15 protein-coding genes are annotated in these 16,689 nt (G+C 45.1%); 8 read left to right on the top strand and 7 right to left on the bottom strand.

Translation table 11 applies throughout. The annotated features are described in order from the left end of the window. The coding region (locus ACP5N5_RS02070) for a hypothetical protein (RefSeq protein WP_428132068.1) at positions 1–222 on the top strand (222 nt) is incomplete at its 5' end. Positions 223–297: 75 nt separating this feature from the next. Here ACP5N5_RS02070 and ACP5N5_RS02075 read toward each other — a convergent pair. Together ACP5N5_RS02075 and ACP5N5_RS02080 are read right to left on the bottom strand one after the other, a co-directional pair. Beyond that, positions 298–804 (bottom strand): CopG family transcriptional regulator, encoded by a 507-nt coding sequence (locus ACP5N5_RS02075; protein ID WP_428132072.1) that lies wholly within the window; start codon positions 802–804, stop codon positions 298–300. Continuing rightward, positions 791–1,378, bottom strand: a complete 588-nt coding sequence (locus tag ACP5N5_RS02080) for a hypothetical protein (RefSeq protein WP_428132076.1) — start codon at positions 1,376–1,378, stop codon at positions 791–793. Before ACP5N5_RS02080 ends, ACP5N5_RS02075 begins: the two co-directional genes overlap by 14 nt. Before the next feature lie 388 nt (positions 1,379–1,766). Here ACP5N5_RS02080 and ACP5N5_RS02085 point away from each other — a divergent pair, with 388 nt between their 5' ends. From ACP5N5_RS02085 to ACP5N5_RS02095, 3 genes are all read left to right on the top strand, one after another. Further along, positions 1,767–5,618, top strand: a complete 3,852-nt coding sequence (locus ACP5N5_RS02085) for a S8 family serine peptidase (protein ID WP_428132079.1) — start codon at positions 1,767–1,769, stop codon at positions 5,616–5,618. A gap of 359 nt (positions 5,619–5,977) precedes the next feature. Then, positions 5,978–8,674, top strand: a complete 2,697-nt coding sequence (locus tag ACP5N5_RS02090) for a hypothetical protein (protein WP_428132083.1) — start codon at positions 5,978–5,980, stop codon at positions 8,672–8,674. Positions 8,675–8,812: 138 nt separating this feature from the next. Then, positions 8,813–9,745: a hypothetical protein gene (locus ACP5N5_RS02095; RefSeq protein WP_428132088.1), complete on the top strand. Its 933-nt coding sequence runs from the start codon at positions 8,813–8,815 to the stop codon at positions 9,743–9,745. Between the two features lie 17 nt (positions 9,746–9,762). Here the strand turns inward: ACP5N5_RS02095 and ACP5N5_RS02100 are convergent, their stop codons facing one another. Genes ACP5N5_RS02100 through ACP5N5_RS02110 form a run of 3 tightly spaced genes read right to left on the bottom strand, consistent with a single transcriptional unit; the run spans position 9,763 to position 11,862 of the window. Next, positions 9,763–10,302, bottom strand: a complete 540-nt coding sequence (locus ACP5N5_RS02100; RefSeq protein ID WP_428132091.1) for a tRNA (cytidine(56)-2'-O)-methyltransferase — start codon at positions 10,300–10,302, stop codon at positions 9,763–9,765. After that, positions 10,299–11,354, bottom strand: a complete 1,056-nt coding sequence (hflX, locus tag ACP5N5_RS02105) for a GTPase HflX (protein ID WP_428132094.1) — start codon at positions 11,352–11,354, stop codon at positions 10,299–10,301. Before hflX ends, ACP5N5_RS02100 begins: the two co-directional genes overlap by 4 nt. A 16-nt stretch (positions 11,355–11,370) precedes the next feature. Then, complete coding sequence (locus ACP5N5_RS02110; protein WP_042666734.1) at positions 11,371–11,862, bottom strand: multiprotein bridging factor aMBF1; 492 nt, start codon at positions 11,860–11,862, stop codon at positions 11,371–11,373. A 116-nt stretch (positions 11,863–11,978) separates the two neighbouring features. On the opposite strand from ACP5N5_RS02110, the gene ACP5N5_RS02115 reads away from it, so the two are divergent. Beyond that, positions 11,979–13,205: a proteasome-activating nucleotidase gene (locus tag ACP5N5_RS02115; protein ID WP_051400963.1), complete on the top strand. Its 1,227-nt coding sequence runs from the start codon at positions 11,979–11,981 to the stop codon at positions 13,203–13,205. A gap of 71 nt (positions 13,206–13,276) precedes the next feature. Here the strand turns inward: ACP5N5_RS02115 and ACP5N5_RS02120 are convergent, their stop codons facing one another. After that, the gene (locus tag ACP5N5_RS02120) at positions 13,277–13,558 is read right to left on the bottom strand and encodes a hypothetical protein (protein ID WP_276814238.1); all 282 of its coding nucleotides are present in this window, start codon (positions 13,556–13,558) and stop codon (positions 13,277–13,279) included. Positions 13,559–13,776: 218 nt separating this feature from the next. On the opposite strand from ACP5N5_RS02120, the gene ACP5N5_RS02125 reads away from it, so the two are divergent. From ACP5N5_RS02125 to ACP5N5_RS02135, 3 genes are read left to right on the top strand one after another with little or no spacing between them, the layout of a single operon-like run. Further along, positions 13,777–14,256, top strand: coding sequence for a transcription factor TFIIE (locus tag ACP5N5_RS02125; protein WP_012608933.1), 480 nt, complete (start codon positions 13,777–13,779; stop codon positions 14,254–14,256). A gap of 2 nt (positions 14,257–14,258) precedes the next feature. Continuing rightward, entirely contained in the window at positions 14,259–15,233 is a 975-nt protein-coding gene (locus ACP5N5_RS02130; RefSeq protein ID WP_042666732.1) for a DNA cytosine methyltransferase, read from the top strand. Beyond that, positions 15,234–15,686 carry a RecB-family nuclease gene (locus ACP5N5_RS02135; RefSeq protein WP_428132102.1) on the top strand — a complete coding sequence of 151 codons (453 nt, stop codon included), beginning with the start codon at positions 15,234–15,236 and terminating at the stop codon, positions 15,684–15,686. 43 nt (positions 15,687–15,729) lie between these two features. Here the strand turns inward: ACP5N5_RS02135 and ACP5N5_RS02140 are convergent, their stop codons facing one another. Continuing rightward, positions 15,730–16,680, bottom strand: a complete 951-nt coding sequence (locus ACP5N5_RS02140) for an aldo/keto reductase (RefSeq protein ID WP_428132105.1) — start codon at positions 16,678–16,680, stop codon at positions 15,730–15,732. Between the last annotated feature and the right edge of the window lie 9 nt (positions 16,681–16,689).

Here is a 16,689-nt window from a genome sequence, read left to right on the forward strand (position 1 = left end):
CGAAACACCCGGGATAAGGGGGCGAGGCTGATTCGAGAAGACCACAGGATCCTCAAGTACCCGGAGCACGGGCTCACCGGAGACAGGGGTGGGGTGGCATGTATGAATCTCTTCCTTAAATTCCTTAATTCAAGATGTAGGGTACCTGTGAACGCCCCTAAGCCGTATGCAAGCCCAAGCAGGATACAGGGGAACAAGGATGAAGTGATGAAACCAATTTAAATAAACCTATATAAGACCTGAACCCCCTGGTTGTACTGGGAAATATTCCCTCTGTGTAGTTGCATTGACAAGGTGTTAGATTATTGTTTTCCTAGGTGGAGATATTATTACTAGGCTCCCGCTAGAGGAAATTACAAGGCCTGAGCCCTTAGCCAACCCCTTGATCAAGTGAAACATCTTAGTCTTCACCCTACTACTCTGCGGTAGTAGAATTATCGAGGAACCCTGCGAAATACCCACACCACTACTTAATCCCAGCAACTCTATGATCTTCATTGAATCCACACCTAACTCAGCTATCGTTGAGCCAAGTATCTCCCCTCTCCTCTCTATCTCCTCAAGGTCCTCAAGCTCCAATATATCCACGTGCATATATGCGAATCCAACTTTTGATAAGATGAGCTCTACCCACCTCTCCATTAAAGCCCTGGGAGCATAGTAGCCCATTGACTCTATTTTCAATGCTTCATCTATTAGTTGCCTCATATAGCCTGATATACTGGTCCCCCTCTTCCTCGCCACCTCCTTAAGCGCTTCAATATATTCCGCGTCGATGCCGATGGTCTTCCTACTCTTTCTCAAGGAACCCGGTCACCTTCACAACCACAGTATTGATGTTTACTGTTAGATCAAGTATTTTAAGATCGTAGCCGGCTGCCATACTACTCAATATTTTTTCAAGCACGCGCATTAACCTGGGTGATGCATCAGCTATGGAGATCACGAACCTATATACCTCTTCACTCTCCTTCACCACATCGATAGTTGTCATCGGCATCCAGAGGGATAGAGAGGTCTGGAACTCCCTCGGGGAACTACCCCGTTTAACCCTGCTTAGCTCACCAAACCACCTAGATGACCTCGATAACTCCTCTAGCAACTGATTAAATAAGGCTTCATCGAGGTCATCTAGGATCTTCCTCGCTATACTCATGGGCAGGAATACTAGTCCAAGCCTTCTTAAATCATCCACCGCATCGACGAGGACTATGCTCTCCAGTATGGATGACTTATACTTCATTATCTTCAATAATCCCTCGAGAGACTTCTCTATGATCGCACTGTAAGGCATACCATACCTCTCAGCAACATCAAGCGCCTCCTGTATGATTTCATCAGAGATCGGCACAAATCTCCTTCTAATCTCCCTTGACATTGGATTCACCAAGCAACCATGTTAAATTATTACTGGGAAAGATAAAAACTGACCTCCTTCCCGCCCTAAAGGATGGGGTTTTGCGGGGTGGTTTGGGGCTTCATTCCAGGCTCTTACCTGGTTTAGCCCCGCGCCCGGTCTCGGGCGCATTACCCCTACCCAGCTTAACGCGGGGCTATGGTTTCCAGTGATCACCGCCTCGAATATAGCTGAGGCTCGTAAACACTAAAGACTCATCAAGAAACACAAGAGAAAACAAAACCCGTAAATCTCCAACCCCACCCTAAAAGACGGGGCTTTCAATTGTAAAACACTCCCCCACCTATATGCCATTAGGAAAAACTTATATATTCCGGACGCATCTATTTCAAATTGCTAGGTGTGTAAAATGGGGTCTCATAAGATATATCATGTATTATTTGTATTAACAATAATACTAGCAGTATTGTTCTCAGGAGTGTCCCTAGCAGCCGCCACACCACTTAAGGTGGAGAATGTTAAGAGGGTCACGGATATCATTAACAGGGTCGACGGCGACTATGTATCGCTGGTGGTAGTAATAGATAAATCCACCCCGCTCAACACCGTGGAAGACCTATATAATAGGCTACAGAACACAAAGTTTACATACAATGGTGCAGAGCTTAACCTTGCCTCTTCAAGGCTGATCAGGGATAAGCTTGGAAACTATGTATTTAAAGTATTTGGACCTAAAGAGCTTGTTACGAACATATTCCAGAACGCTGGAGGAGTAGTGCTAAGCAACGTACTGGTGAAGCCAGCATTGACGCTGATGAACATGAAGATCGATGAGAAGAGCGTTGACACAGCACCAGTCAAGGAGATACCTGAGGTAGACACAATGTTTGTAAGACAGATAACAGGTGTTGATACCGTTGAAGAAAAATATGGGTTGAACGGTGAAGGCGTGATAGTTGCAGTAGTTGATACCGGTGTGGACTACGGCCACCCGAATCTACGTGATAAACTGACCTACTATGAGGGACAATACTATGATCTGGATGGCGGGCTGGTGAATATCACGGAGCCACTGGTTCTAGACGCGGATGAATCGCAGGTGATATTATTCAATGGTTTCACGGCCACCAATGGATTAATAACAATACCGAATGGCACAGTATTTCATGTTATAACGCCTTCACAGCTTGACATACCAGTCACTGCAGACATAACACTTGATGTAACAGGTATAACCTCAGCAAGCGGCGTATACATGGTTGGATTAACATATCTAAGCCTAGTCGGTGCTTCAAAACCGGTGGTCAGGTTCTTAGTGCTGGCAGATCCGGTAGATCCCGGCGTTTACACCGAGCTATATGTAGACTTCAACAATAACAGGGTATTCACTGATAGTGTCGATATGAGGGCATCCTACTACGGGGACAGGATACTAGTGTCCCCGAACCCGGCTAACCCGAGCTACAGCTTTGGAGTGGCCGGTGGATTCTTCTATGATCTCGGGTGGTGGTTCGGTTCAGGCAGGTTCCTGCCAGGCTGGGACTTGAAGGGCAGATACCTGAGTATATTCTATGATTTCAACGGGCATGGAACAGCTTGTGCCTCAGCTATTGGAGGCAATGACGTATTATATGGTGGATTACTACAGGGCATAGCCCCAGGCACTAAGATAATAGGTGTCAAAGCCCTCTACTCGGGTAACACAGAGCTAGGCATGATGTGGGCAGCCGGATTCGATAGCGATCCATCAACTGGCCTACTCTACTATACTGGAAGCAGGAGGGCCGATATAATAAGCAATAGCTGGGGTATAAGCTCGTTCATATATGATATCTCAGGCTCCGGTTACGACTTCACCTCTATGCTGGAGAACGGCCTAGTTACACCCGGCTTCCTAGATCCTTCGTACCCGGGTATAATAATAGTTCAGGCAGCCGGCAACGGTGGCGGCGGATACGGTACTGTGACATCGCCTGGTTCCGCGGCCGGTGTGATAACCGTTGGTGCCTCTACCTCATGGTGGCCACACTATCTCTTATACGGCTATGCTGATATAACATGGGATCAGATAATAAGCTGGGCAGCTAGGGGACCTACCCCAGCAGGCTACTTGAAGCCCGATGTAGTCAATGTTGGAGCCTACGGGTTTACAGCTAGCGTTATAGGCTGGAACAGTACCAAGTTCACGGTGTTCAGTGGTACAAGCTATGCTACACCATTAACCGCTGGATCGGTGGCATTGATACTAAGCGCGTTGATCCAGAAGTATGGTGAGCAAGGTAGATACACTGATCCATTCACGATTAAACAAATACTGATGAATACAGCCGACTACCTGAACTACCCGCCACTAGATCAGGGTGCTGGGAGAGTCAACGTGTACAGGGCTGTTTCAAGTATTCTGGAGAACAGTGAACCATTGATATATTCTAAGAGCTACTACAGTGGTGTCTCCAGCAAGCTCTCAGAGCTCTGGTTCTACTACTGGAGGGACTACATACCAGTAAGCCTGCTCCAGTGGTATGGGGTGGTAATATTCCCAAGCAATCCATCTATACCATCATCGTGGAGTACCCTGGGTCACTACGGTGTATACGTCCCGGATATACCGCGTGGATTATCAAGGGTATTCGATATATCAATAGTTAACCCAACACAGACGCCAATACAGGTGTCCCTGTCAAGCGTTAAATTCGCGGCTTCAAGTGTGAAAACATATAATTTAACATTGAGTTTACTGAGAGGAATGGGTGATTATTCATCCTACTTAATACTGAACAGGGAAGACATACCAAGTGATGCAGCATTAATGAGCGTTGAGGTGAACATGCCCTTCAAGTACTTTGATGGAGACGGGGACTACATACCTGACTACGATGCACTCGTATATGCATACATATGGGTGAATGATACAGATAGAAACGGTTACCCATATGATCCAACCCGCCCCAATAACCCATTACAGGTTGGTGAGGTAGCCTACGTCAACTACGGGCTCCACACTTCATCATACAATAGGTTACAGATAGCTGCCCCATTGTACTGGCTGAATACCTTCGCATCCTACTACGGTGATGCCAAGCTAGTCGTAAGGTGTAGATTATGGAACGACACTGATACAAGCAAGGGCTTCTACGAGTTAGTCAACATAACAATACCAGTAACTATCACATACTATAAGGTTGTCCCAGACACCTCGATAACCCTACCAACCACTATCTTCACCGTTAATCCGGGCAGGAACATCACATTATATGGTACCATATCGACGACTTCATCAACTGTTCCAACAGTATACCAGTCATATATCAAGGTAGTGGTCAACCATGGATCAATACAGCAGATATACTACGTGCCTCTAACCTACACGGTCGTTGCTTCACTGACACCCGGTATCCAGACCACACTGAACCCATTAAATGATGTTAGTTCCCCGATGCCCACATCACACTTGAGAGGCGAGAACGATTGGGGATGGAGGTATGAGGCCGGTGACTGGAGGTTCTTCTATATTAACGTAAGTAGTCCAAGCATAGCGTACTTACAGGTAACAGCTAGCTGGAGCCTACCCAACACATCACTAGTAGCCTACACGCTTGGACCGAATGGATTATTCGCCGGCTTCTTCCTCGGTGAATCCGTGTCATGGCATTTACACAGGGGTAGCGGTATATTCATGTGGCATGCTACAGGCGGGGCTGGCGGTAACTCATCAACGATAATATTCCCAAGCACCTCCTACAGGTATGGATTATACCCGTCTAAGAAGCCCACTCTAGGAATATACACTATAATCGTTAGAACAGTATTATTTGATTCAAGCACTAATCTTGAGAAATTTACTTTAACAGTTACACCAGTAACTATACTGCAGAGACTACCATCAGTGTCCATGCCGGCATCAGGCACTGCAACACTGAGGGTAAGGTTCCCATACCCTGTGACCGAGTCAAGTGCTGTGGCTGATGTATCATCGTACCCAGCTCTCAGTAGTCAATCACAGAGCATAAGGGTATTCGCAGTGTCCCCGGTAGGCTATACCGGCTACTACCCGCCGTACTATACATTCTCATACACGTTGTCGTGGGCCAACACGGGTTCACCATTGGATAGGCAGGATATATCACTAATAGTCTCCATGACAACGCCGAGTCTCCCGGTTTACAGTAGGTATGGCTCCAGCTACTATGTTAACACGACGACATATATAATAGAGGACTGGGTAATCACAGGCCTAAACTACTCCTGGCTCCTCACATAATCCCCCCATATAGTAATACCCGTAACCAGTTTTTTCCCGAGAATCATCCTCCAGATGCGGTTCCCTGCTGATGTTTTGTTAGCGGGGTTAGCCCCTGGCCTGGACTCACTTGCTTCACCCATACCTTATGGGGCTCGGTCGAGCCCAATGCCGCAGGGCCCCATCCGGGTTTCTAGCACGGCCCTCACCGCACAGCGGATCACAGGAGCTCTAAGTACCCTAGATATTAAAGTTATCTATAAATCCACAGCAGCCTTGTAGATAATGGTGTATACACATGTATACACTATGCATATACTTGTGTAAACATTCATCTTATAACTCTGGAAAGTAATCAGAGAAGATTTGGTGAAGTATGTATGTCCAATAGGATAATATCCATCATATTGGCTCTAGCCCTATTAACACCCATGTTAGTGAACCTAGCAGTACTAGTACCAGTAAACGCCCAGGGAGGAATAATACAAGCTGTAAGAGGCGATGGACCCGATGGGGAGGGTGTATACCCTGGTGGCATAATAACTGTGACCATTAACGTCCCCTTCGCTTCATCTGTAACTATAGAGGTATCCAATGCAAACACCGGAAAGGTATATGTTACACAACAGTTCTACCCACCGACACCCGGTACATACAATGTAACGGTTCAAATACCCAAGCTACTGCCAAACATCGGTACAGCTGATCCACCAACACTATTAGTAACCGTGTCTATTCCATTCATCGGATCCGATCAGGCAACCATCTACGTATACCCATTAATAGAGGTTTCACCATCAGCCACTACAATAGTTGATGGGCGTGGAAACTTCAAATCTGTGAGCGTTGACATATATGGTTTACCAGAGGGAACCGCTGTAAACACTATATTCTTTAATGGTACATCATATAGTGTAAGCATTACAGCCGACTCCTCCGGTCACGCTGGAACAACCATACAGTTCTCATCATCATTCCTACTGCCAGGCGGCTTATACATTGTAACCTCTGATGCAACTGTAACATTCTCAGGTATGACGAAGAACGCCACTCTAACCATACTACCACAGGTAGTGTTATCACCCAACGAGGGTAATGGTAGGGATGTAGAGTCAATCTCACTAGTAGGCTACGGCTTCCCAGCCAATGCCAATATTACAGTAGTAGAGTTATACAACACTAACTTCACTAACGTAGTATACGTATTCAACATAACCGGTGGACTACTTGCTGATGCAAACGGCTTCTTCAATATAACAGACCTGAAGACCTATCTAGCCACCAATATGACTGCAGGCTTATACATACCCAGAGTGACATTAAGCAGTGGTGTGAAATACGAGTTCAGGAACACCTATTACCTGGTTAGACCACTGTTATGCTATGTGAGCGGCGGTGTACCACAGTGTGACAGGCCAGCCCCAATGGTGTTGCCGGGTCAGACGATCACTATAGTGGCTTATGGATACGGCCCTGGAAAGGAATGGGGCTACAATGCTAACTTCCTCAATGTCTCACTAGACAAGATAACATGGCTTGCAACCGATATACCTCTAGGCAAGGATGGTAATGTAACATTCAGTATAACTATTCCACTAGGAGCCACATACGGTGCCCACTACATATGGGGCATTGATATCTGGGACTACGAGTACAGCTTAGCAGTCGTGGTAGGTACTGCCGCATACTGGCAGGCATTAAACCCCGTATCAAACCAGCCACTACCAGATAACAAGGTAAGCGCTACACTACCAGGTATGACTACATCATTCATCGTGTGTCCATGTGAAACCGTTGTTGGCACTGGATACTGTAGCGAGTGTACAATATATGGTGGTGAATGCCAGTACCTAGGTGATATAATCCAGGTGACAGCGTATGGTTTACAGCCAGGTGAAACTGTTAACGTGTACTTTGGCGACGTGCTAGTGATAGAGAATGCTATAACCGATAACAATGGAGCTCTCACCGTGAAATTCGTTGTCCCAACACTACCTGAAGGCGAGTATGTTATAAGGCTAGTCGGCAGCGTCACAGGTGAACACTTGGTGAACTTCTCACTGAACCTGAACAATTATGCTAACCCAGTTATAACTCCGAAGATACTGTTGGCCTCGCTCACAGGTGACTACACGCCTGTGATTGTTGGAAGCGGTATAGTTAGAGTATTCGGTACCGGATTCACTCCCGGTGTGACATTCGCAGGTATACTGGTTAATGACACCGATGCATTACTAGCTGTCACCACTAATGTACAGAGGTGGACTGCTGACAGCAATGGTGTCTTAACAAGCCAGTTCACCAGCATACTTGGACTGTGGATACCGATGGTACATCCAGGCAAATATGATGTGTCACTAATCTATGTAAAAGGCACAAGCTTCTATAAGAGCTTGCCAGGATATGTATATGTAGTCAACAACATATCTAGACTAGCTACAGCTGATGATGTCTCGAATATCTTAAATGGAATCAATAATGTAGCAAATGCCGTGAACAATGTAGCCAATACTGTTTCCAGTGTTTCATCCACGGTAGGCAGCATACAGAACACCGTGAACACTATACTCACTAGGCTCGACAACCTGGCCACTAAGAGCGATGTCAACGCTGTAGCAAGCAAGGTGGACACTATCGGGGGTAAGGTTGATTCATTATCAACGAGCATAAGCAATGTTGTAAACCAGCTGAACTCCATAACCTCACAACTATCATCAGCAGTACAGAGCCTGAGCACTGTATCTAGTGATGTATCATCCATAAAGAACACCGTAAACAACATACAGAGTAGCATTGACACTATTAGCAGTAAGTTGAACGAGGCAGCCACTAAGAGCGATGTCAACGCTGTAGCAAGCAAGGTTGATAACGTCTCAAGTAGTGTAAGTAGTATACAGAACACTCTGAACACTGTAAGCGGTAAGGTTGACACAGCTATAAGCAAGGCTGATACCGCAAGTGCCTCAGCTAGTAATGCTTTCTACATAGGAATAGTTGCAGTGATATTCGCCCTATTGGCAACGGTATTCGCTCTACTGGCATACCTGACTGTTAGAAGAAGCATTGTCTCGAAATAACTAACCTAAACTAGCCTAAACCTTTTTTAAACCTATTTAAACTCGTTTACTCACTCATCAATCCACCTAGGGCCTAAACTATATTCTTTTAATCCTGCTTAATAGTAGTATATTTAGCCCAGGGAAATGGTGTATTAAATGAGCATAGAGGTGAAGATATCCCTTCCCGGCCTAGCCGGGATAATACTTATCATAGCTTCAATAACTGTGGGAATATATGTGTTTCAAATGGATTCATCTCTCACATATACTTGGATAGTACCGCTTAACAGCGTGCAGGTGATTCATTTATACTTCAAGCAGAACATCGGGTTAGCACTGGTTGATGTTGGGAAAGGCTCCAACTATATCACCGTATCAAGCGGGGCTGCTTCGACGTTAACTCTGCTCCCAGCTTCTTCAAGTTATGCTGTGATCACTGCTAGAGGCGTAAGCATATATGTTGAAACAGTTAACGCTATAGGCACACTCATAATAGTTGCAGCAGCATGGATTGCTGTGAGAAGAAGGAGTGGGCTGAAACTAGCTATCATAATGACCGTGTTATCGATGCTTGCAGCCTCTAATGCATTGGCTCAAATATTCTACTTGAACACTGGTTTAGGCTCCGGCTACAGCGTTAACGAACGGGGATTCTCTATACCTTTCTCCCAGCTGGAGCCAGTGGTATTAGGGAATGAAACATACAGATACTCATATGTTTTAAGGGATACTGTAAACGGGGTGGCACTCGTTAACCTATCAATTCAGGTCAGGGATCAGTATATACCATTGATTATTATAAGAGCCTATAATAACCAGGGCTCTATAGATATACCATTATCGACATCCATACCCAGCGGTGGCCCTATAACATATAGTGCTGCATCATATCTATCCAGCGGCAATCTAACAATATATGTTCTCTCAATGGGGCAGCTGGAAAATACTACTTTGAACTATTATAAAGTAGAGTTCCAGAGAATAAGTGATTCGCCACCAATACTTGTAACCCTATTACCATTGATTACGCTGGTAGCATCCTTTGCGTCATGCATACTGTTATTAAGGATAACTATGTTGAGGCAGTGACCCAACGACTGAACAAATTATTCACCCCGAGTAATCCTTCTAACTTTTTTACCACGTGGAGAAGGAATTATCTCGAGCTTTGCATCAGGGAATTTAAGAGACAACTCTCTCCCCATGAATAATCTATCCAGAAAGATGGCTAAGGCAGCTACCTCCGAGTGGGGTTGATGTCCTATAGCTACATTATAGTCTGCAACCTCATAGAAGAACCCGGGTACTTTTCTCGATCCCACTACTATGAGTATATCTCTACCAGTATTCCTTATCTCATTGACTACGTCATCAACGTGTAGTCCATACATTGTTAAATGAACCACCAGCCCACTATTTCTCTTCCACTCAAGGCAATACTTATAGGGGTCGACCCCCATCTCGAAATGTATTCTCCCACCCCACAAATCCACGACTTTCTCAAGGGTTCTACGTATAGACTCGTCGACAACATCACCAAGTATGAATCCGTTGGCTCCAAAAGCCCTTGATACAAGAGCTACATGCGTAGTGACCCGTTTATCCCTACCCGGCCTATGACCATACCTTAACACGTATATCTTCACTGGTAGCCACCCTTAACTAACATGTATACTGTATCCATTAATCTATCGATATTAATCCTCTTAACCGAGGAAATGGGTACAAGGGTCTCATTACTAGCCAGCAATACCTTGACTTCACTTGTGATACTAGCATAGTCATCCACCAGGTCTATCTTATTCAATGCCACTACCATGGGTTTACTATGAACCCCGATCCTGCTGAGTATCTCCCTGGTTGTCTCAAGCTCTATTCTTATCCTCTCAATCGGCTTGGAAGCATCCACAACATTCACTATGACATCCGCTGCAGTGATCTCCTCAAGTGTAGCGTAAAACGCTTCAATAACCTCAGGCGGTAGATCTCTTATGAAGCCAACGGTATCGGTTAGGATGAACGATGCATCCCTATAAACTATCCTACGAGATTTAGGGGAGAGCGTTGTAAAGGGTTCCGGTCCAACCAGCATATTTAACCCTGTGATCGCATTGAATAGGGTTGTCTTGCCTGCACATGTATATCCTGCTATCGCGACATGGGGGAATCCAGCTTTAAGCCTCTGCATTCTCCTTATTCCACGTATCCTCCTAAGCTCCTCTAACTCCCTCCTCACCCTGGCCTCCCTCTTCTTAAGCATTAGATAGTACTTCTCATACCCGTATCTACCAGCACCGAGGAAGCCGTGTAACTCGCCTATCTTAGCATATCTTATAGCTTCCTTGACTAGTGGAATATAGTATTTCAGCCTAGCAAGCTCTATCTGCATCTTGGCTTCCTTCGAGCCAGCGTGTTCAGCGAATATCTCGAGGATCAACATAACCCTGTCGATCACATCCCTCCTTAATTCTTTAATCAGGTTAACTATCTGTATTGGTTTAAGCCTATCCATCACTATTAACTTATCAAAGTCGCTGCCACGCAAAAACTCGATCTTCTCCCTCGGTAGGTATGTTCCTGATGGAGAACCCTTCGTCTTCAACACTTCTACTATGTCACTGTAAATGGTTTTAACTAGTCCCAGCTCCTCCTCGAGGAAAACCCAATATTTCCTCGGTACTACCACGACAACCCTCAATACTTCCCGGACACCCCTACTCCCGTTTAAACCTGATGAGGTCGCCTATTGTTAAGTCCTCGCTGCTCTCATGATTCGACGACACGTTTTCCTCGACTACTGGCTCAAGTAGTTTTATACCAAGCACCTTCTCAAGTCTCCTAGCTAGATCTATGCCGGGCTTCAGTCTACCGGACTCAATCCTCTTAATAATGTTCTCACTCTCCCTTACTTTTTGAGCAAGAACCTGCTGCGTCCACCCAAGCCTCTCCCTAGCCTCCCTGACCCTCCTAGCATAGTCCTCGACTACTTCATACTCCTCCCTCACCCTTGGTTTGACGGGTTTAGCCACCTGCTTAGGGGCCGGTTGACGCTCCTTTCTCTCCTCAACATAGGGTCTAGCTTTACCCTGCGTGATCAACCTGTTATAGCACTGAGGGCATACATTAAGGATGCTACCTTCAATAACTATTTTCCTACACTGGTTCTTCTCTACTTCTTTTCCACATATTTCACAGTAGCAAGACATCATTGCCACCCATCTTCTTTAACACTATACTAGGATTATAATTCATTAAACCATTGCATTAATGCTCTACGATTTAAATTTGTTTCATGAGGGCATTATATGAGGGGTTCAAAGCCATGAGCAGCGATATGGGTAAGGATAACCGGGATAACATTATCGAAAAACTTGACGCAGTAGTCAGTGGTGAAGACTATATTAAATATCTTGAGTCCAAGATAAGGCTCCTCGAGATGGAGCGTGAAAAGCTCTTAATGAAGGTGAACTACTATAAATCCGAGCTCGAGAAACTTATATCCCCTCCCCTGATAGAAGGAGTGATAGAATATGTTCTAGGCGATGGAAGAGCCGTAGTTAAAAGTACCACTGGACCCAACCTAGTAGTGGCGATAGCCGACAACATCGACAAGAACCTGATTAAACCCGGTGTAAGAGTAGCCCTTAATCAACGTGGCTCGGCAATTGTTGAAGTACTGCCCTCATACACGGATACATATGTGCAATTAATGGAGGTAATCGAGAAGCCGAGTGTGAGATATGAGGATATAGGCGGGCTCTCAGAGCAGATACGGGAGTTGAGAGAGGTGGTCGAGCTACCATTGAAAAACCCCAAGTTATTCGAGGAGATAGGGATAGAGCCACCTAAAGGAGTCCTATTGTATGGGCCACCTGGATGCGGTAAGACAATGCTGGCTAAAGCTGTTGCAGCAGAATCAAATGCCACATTCATAGCTATAGTGGGCAGTGAGCTCGTCCAGAAATTCATAGGCGAAGGAGCTAGGATAGTTAGGGAGCTCTTCGAGCTAGCGAGGAAGAAGGCCCCCTCAATAGTATTCATAGATGAGCTAGACGCTATAGCAGCTAAGAGGATAGATATAGGGACAAGCGGTGAAAGAGAAGTACAGAGGACGCTAATGCAGTTACTGGCTGAAATAGATGGATTCAGGCCTCTCGACAGGGTTAAAATAATTGCTGCCACTAACAGAATAGATATACTGGATCCAGCTATACTGAGACCCGGAAGATTAGATAGGATAGTAGAGGTCCCATTGCCAGACTTCAACGGCAGGATAGAGATATTCAGGATACATACAAGGAGGATGAAGCTAGCTGAGAACATTAATTTCCAGGAATTAGCCAGGATGACTGATGGATTCACTGGGGCGGAGATAAAAGCCGTGGTAACAGAAGCCGGCTACAATGCGATCAGAGATAACCGTAGACAAGTCACAATGAACGACTTCCTAAAGGCCATAGAAAAAGTAAGGAGCAAGAAGAAGCTACGGAGGATAGAAGAATACGCTGAGAATAAGGAAGATAAGGAGGCCCCATTAATCTTCCAATAGATTAACCATGAATACTAGCAGCCATATAAACTCGTTTACTTTTACAACCGACTTTTAATCCAAGTTCTTCTTTAAACCTTTGTATTTGATTGAAGGGCGAACCTTAATCGATTATCTAAGATATCCCCTTCGACAATGCTCCATTCCTTAATAACATAGTATTCTCTCAAAGATGGATTATTCAACACGTTATCCACGAGATTTTTATCATTTAGGAGGACGAGTATCTCTCTTCCACGCACCTTGACGCCGGAGACCCCCTTTATCTTGAAGAGATGTGTGAGGGCCGTTGCGATACAGCCGGCGCATCCCTTGCTTTCAATCCTTAATATAAGTGTCCACAAGCCGCTCACCTATTATTACTTCAAGCCCATTACAGCCTTAAAAAATACGAGAGATATATACAGGGATTCATTGATTTAAATCAGAATATAACCCCCTTAAATGGAAATATAATATAGGGGCATGACAAAGCAAGGGATGGTGAAGGAAACTGAGCAAAACTGTTAAAACTGAGGAAGAAAGAGCGGTAAATAAGGTTGATGAGGAAGTCCTCGGCGTAGTAAAGGAGTTGATTAAGGGAATCTATGGAGATCCCGGGTACAAATTACTAATGCATATAATAGAGCATGGATACGTTGCCGAGGAGCTCCTCACTCATGACACGGGGATAAAGTCTAATGAAGGCAGGAAAATACTCCAGAAGATGTCAGAGGAAAACATCGTTATTCCAGGCAAGCTCAGAACACAAGAGGGGGTTCTCCATATATGGAGACTCAATCCACCAGCTCTTAAAAACCTCTTACTCCAGAGACTCCGTAAAACACGTGAAAAACTAGTGTTACGATTGAATTTTGAGGAGGAAAACATTCTCTACGAGTGTCCACAGTGCGGTAGAAGATACACGCTTGACGAAGCATACGCTAACGATTATATATGCCCCGTGGATGGTGAGGTATTGGTTGAAGCCGATAAGTCTAAGACGGTGGAAGTCTTAAAGGAGTTGATTAGTAAAGTAGATAATTTAATTAAGAGGGTTGAACGGGTTTAGAAGTGAAGACTGTTTATAAATACATAGATGTATTCTCTGGTGCAGGGGGCTTCTCACTAGGATTCCATCTCACAGGTAGATTCAAATCCCTGCTAGCCATTGACAATTTCAAACCAGCTGCCCTAACCTATAAAACCAATTTCCCCCATGCACTAGTGGTTAACGAGGATGTCAAGGAGTTAGACAAGGAGTTATTAACGGGTATAGTGAAACCCGATGAAATCGATGTAATCATAGGTAGCCCGCCCTGTGAGCCATTCACAGGTGCTAATCCTATGAGGAAAAGGGATCCGTTAGACCGCTTATACAGTGATCCTATGGGCCAGCTAACATTACACTTTATAAGGATCGTCGGGTATTATCGCCCGAAAATATTCGTAATGGAGAATGTACCAGCAATAACTGAGGATGGATTACGTGATGCATTATCAATAGAGTTCAAGCGCGTAGGCTATGAGAAGATATACTTTAACGCCTTGCTAGCCGAGGACTATGAAACACCTAGCCATAGAAAAAGAGTATTCATATCGAATATTCCCATAACACCGAGGAAATCCTCTAGAAGGATAACCGTTAAGGAGGCATTGAGCAATCTACCAGAGCCAGGTGAAGCGTTCCCAAATCATGAGAGGCCCCCAGACCCCCCATGGAGGAAGCTTAAGAGAATCCACCGGTTGAGATGGGGAGATGCGTTAATCCACTACCATGGTGCAGAAAAACCCCTTCCAAACATGGTTAAGTTGAATCCAAATACTATAGCTCCAACAGTCCTTGGATCATCAAGGTTTATACATCCATTCGAGGACAGATTTCTCACGGTTAGAGAGCAAGCCAGGCTGATGGGTTTCACCGACACATTTGTTTTTATAGGTGGAAGGGATGAACAGTATAACATGGTGGGAGAAGCTGTACCGGCTCCCCTTGCAAAAGCTATAGCATGGTATCTCGCCGGGAAGCTGGATGAGGAGGTGACGTAAATGTATATAGCCTTATATTCACCGTCAAGTATTCAGAAGCTCGTTGACTTCATAAAGACAGTGTACGCTATAAAGGGGCTAGTACCAGTGGTGATCAAGCCTATTGGGGCAGCTGCCCAGATAGGTGTACCCGAGGCCCATAAAATAGCCATTAAGCAAGGCAAGCCCTTCATAGTTCTACCGGAGATAAGTGATCTCTCCAATGTACTGGGATGCAACAGGATACTTTACATAAATGAGTCCGGGAGAGAAGTACCATTAGCTGAAGTACTCGATCTAGAGGAGAGAGTTGCAATACTAGTGAGCTCCGGTGAGCAAGAACCGAGCAGGAAAGAAGTGGAAAACACTGACTCGGTGTGGCTTAGAGAAGTCCCCAGAGGTCTACCTGTTACAGGATTAATCGGGATACTAGCATATGAGTTACATAGGAAAAAACAAAATGCACCGATCTGAGCTCCTCCAGCCCTAAAGAGCGGGGCTTTCAGTTGTAATTCCTTCACCAAGTCACATAGGTTACCTTAATGTTTTTAGCTATATCATACAACATCATCCAATCCTCGAAGCTGAGTTCCCAGCCTACTGCACCAGCGTTCTCCACAACCTGCTCAGGGGTCTTCGCGCCAGGTATTGGAACTATAACAGGGCTATACCTCACCAACCAGTTTAACGCTACCTGGGATGGAGTCTTACCGTACTTTGAAGCCAACTCTTTCAATGCGTTGATTAATGGGGTCAGCTTCTCGAAGTTAGAGGGGTGGAACACTGCTTCATTACTCCTTAAATCCCTGAATAAACCTATATTCTCCAATGTGTATTTACCGGTTAGAGCGCCTTTAGCCAGGGGGCTCCAAGGTATAAAGGTGAGGTCATTGGCTTCGGCATATGGTATCAACTCTTCTTCAGCCCATCTCTCAGCTAGGTTGAATCTATACTGCATGCTCACGATATCCGTGATTGAGAGCGCTGATCTGAGCTCCTCTATTAAGGCAACTGGGTAATTGCTTACACCAATATATCTTATTTTACCCTGTATTATAAGCCTCTCGAGGGCCCGTGCATATGATGTAGTGGGATAGTTGTGCCAGCACGGGGGCCAGTGCAGTTGAAGCAAATCTATCGAGTTAACCCCGAGCCTCCTCAATGACCTGTCGACGGATTTGAACACGTCGTCGGGATTAAGGAATTCTCCGGGTATCTTAGTAGCTATAAATACCTCGTCTCTTTTAACACTCAGCTCCCTTAGCGCTTTCCCAAGGAATTCCTCGCTCATTCCTCTACCGTAAACCATTGCAGTGTCAAAGAAGTTTATGCCTACCTCGATGGCTTTTCCAATCACCTTTTTAGCTACATCATAATCTGTTAAACCCCATGTCTCACTGTACTGCCATGTCCCAAGCCCTATCCAAGAGATCTTCTCATCCGTCCAACCTAGCGTAGTATACTCCATATCAATCAT

It is taken from the genome of Desulfurococcus sp. (assembly GCF_049970475.1).
GTDB lineage: Archaea > Thermoproteota > Thermoprotei_A > Sulfolobales > Desulfurococcaceae > Desulfurococcus > Desulfurococcus amylolyticus.

Excerpts from the sequence above, each read along its gene's own strand:
- ACP5N5_RS02080 (WP_428132076.1), bottom strand. The coding sequence starts at position 1,378 with ATGTCAAGGGAGATTAGAAGGAGATTTGTGCCGATCTCTGATGAAATC.
- ACP5N5_RS02140 (WP_428132105.1), bottom strand. The coding sequence starts at position 16,680 with ATGGAGTATACTACGCTAGGTTGGACGGATGAGAAGATCTCTTGGATA.
- ACP5N5_RS02095 (WP_428132088.1), top strand. The coding sequence starts at position 8,813 with ATGAGCATAGAGGTGAAGATATCCCTTCCCGGCCTAGCCGGGATAATA.
- ACP5N5_RS02090 (WP_428132083.1), top strand. The coding sequence starts at position 5,978 with ATGTCCAATAGGATAATATCCATCATATTGGCTCTAGCCCTATTAACA.
- ACP5N5_RS02115 (WP_051400963.1), top strand. The coding sequence starts at position 11,979 with ATGAGCAGCGATATGGGTAAGGATAACCGGGATAACATTATCGAAAAA.
- ACP5N5_RS02110 (WP_042666734.1), bottom strand. The coding sequence starts at position 11,862 with ATGTCTTGCTACTGTGAAATATGTGGAAAAGAAGTAGAGAAGAACCAG.
- ACP5N5_RS02085 (WP_428132079.1), top strand. The coding sequence starts at position 1,767 with ATGGGGTCTCATAAGATATATCATGTATTATTTGTATTAACAATAATA.
- ACP5N5_RS02135 (WP_428132102.1), top strand. The coding sequence starts at position 15,234 with ATGTATATAGCCTTATATTCACCGTCAAGTATTCAGAAGCTCGTTGAC.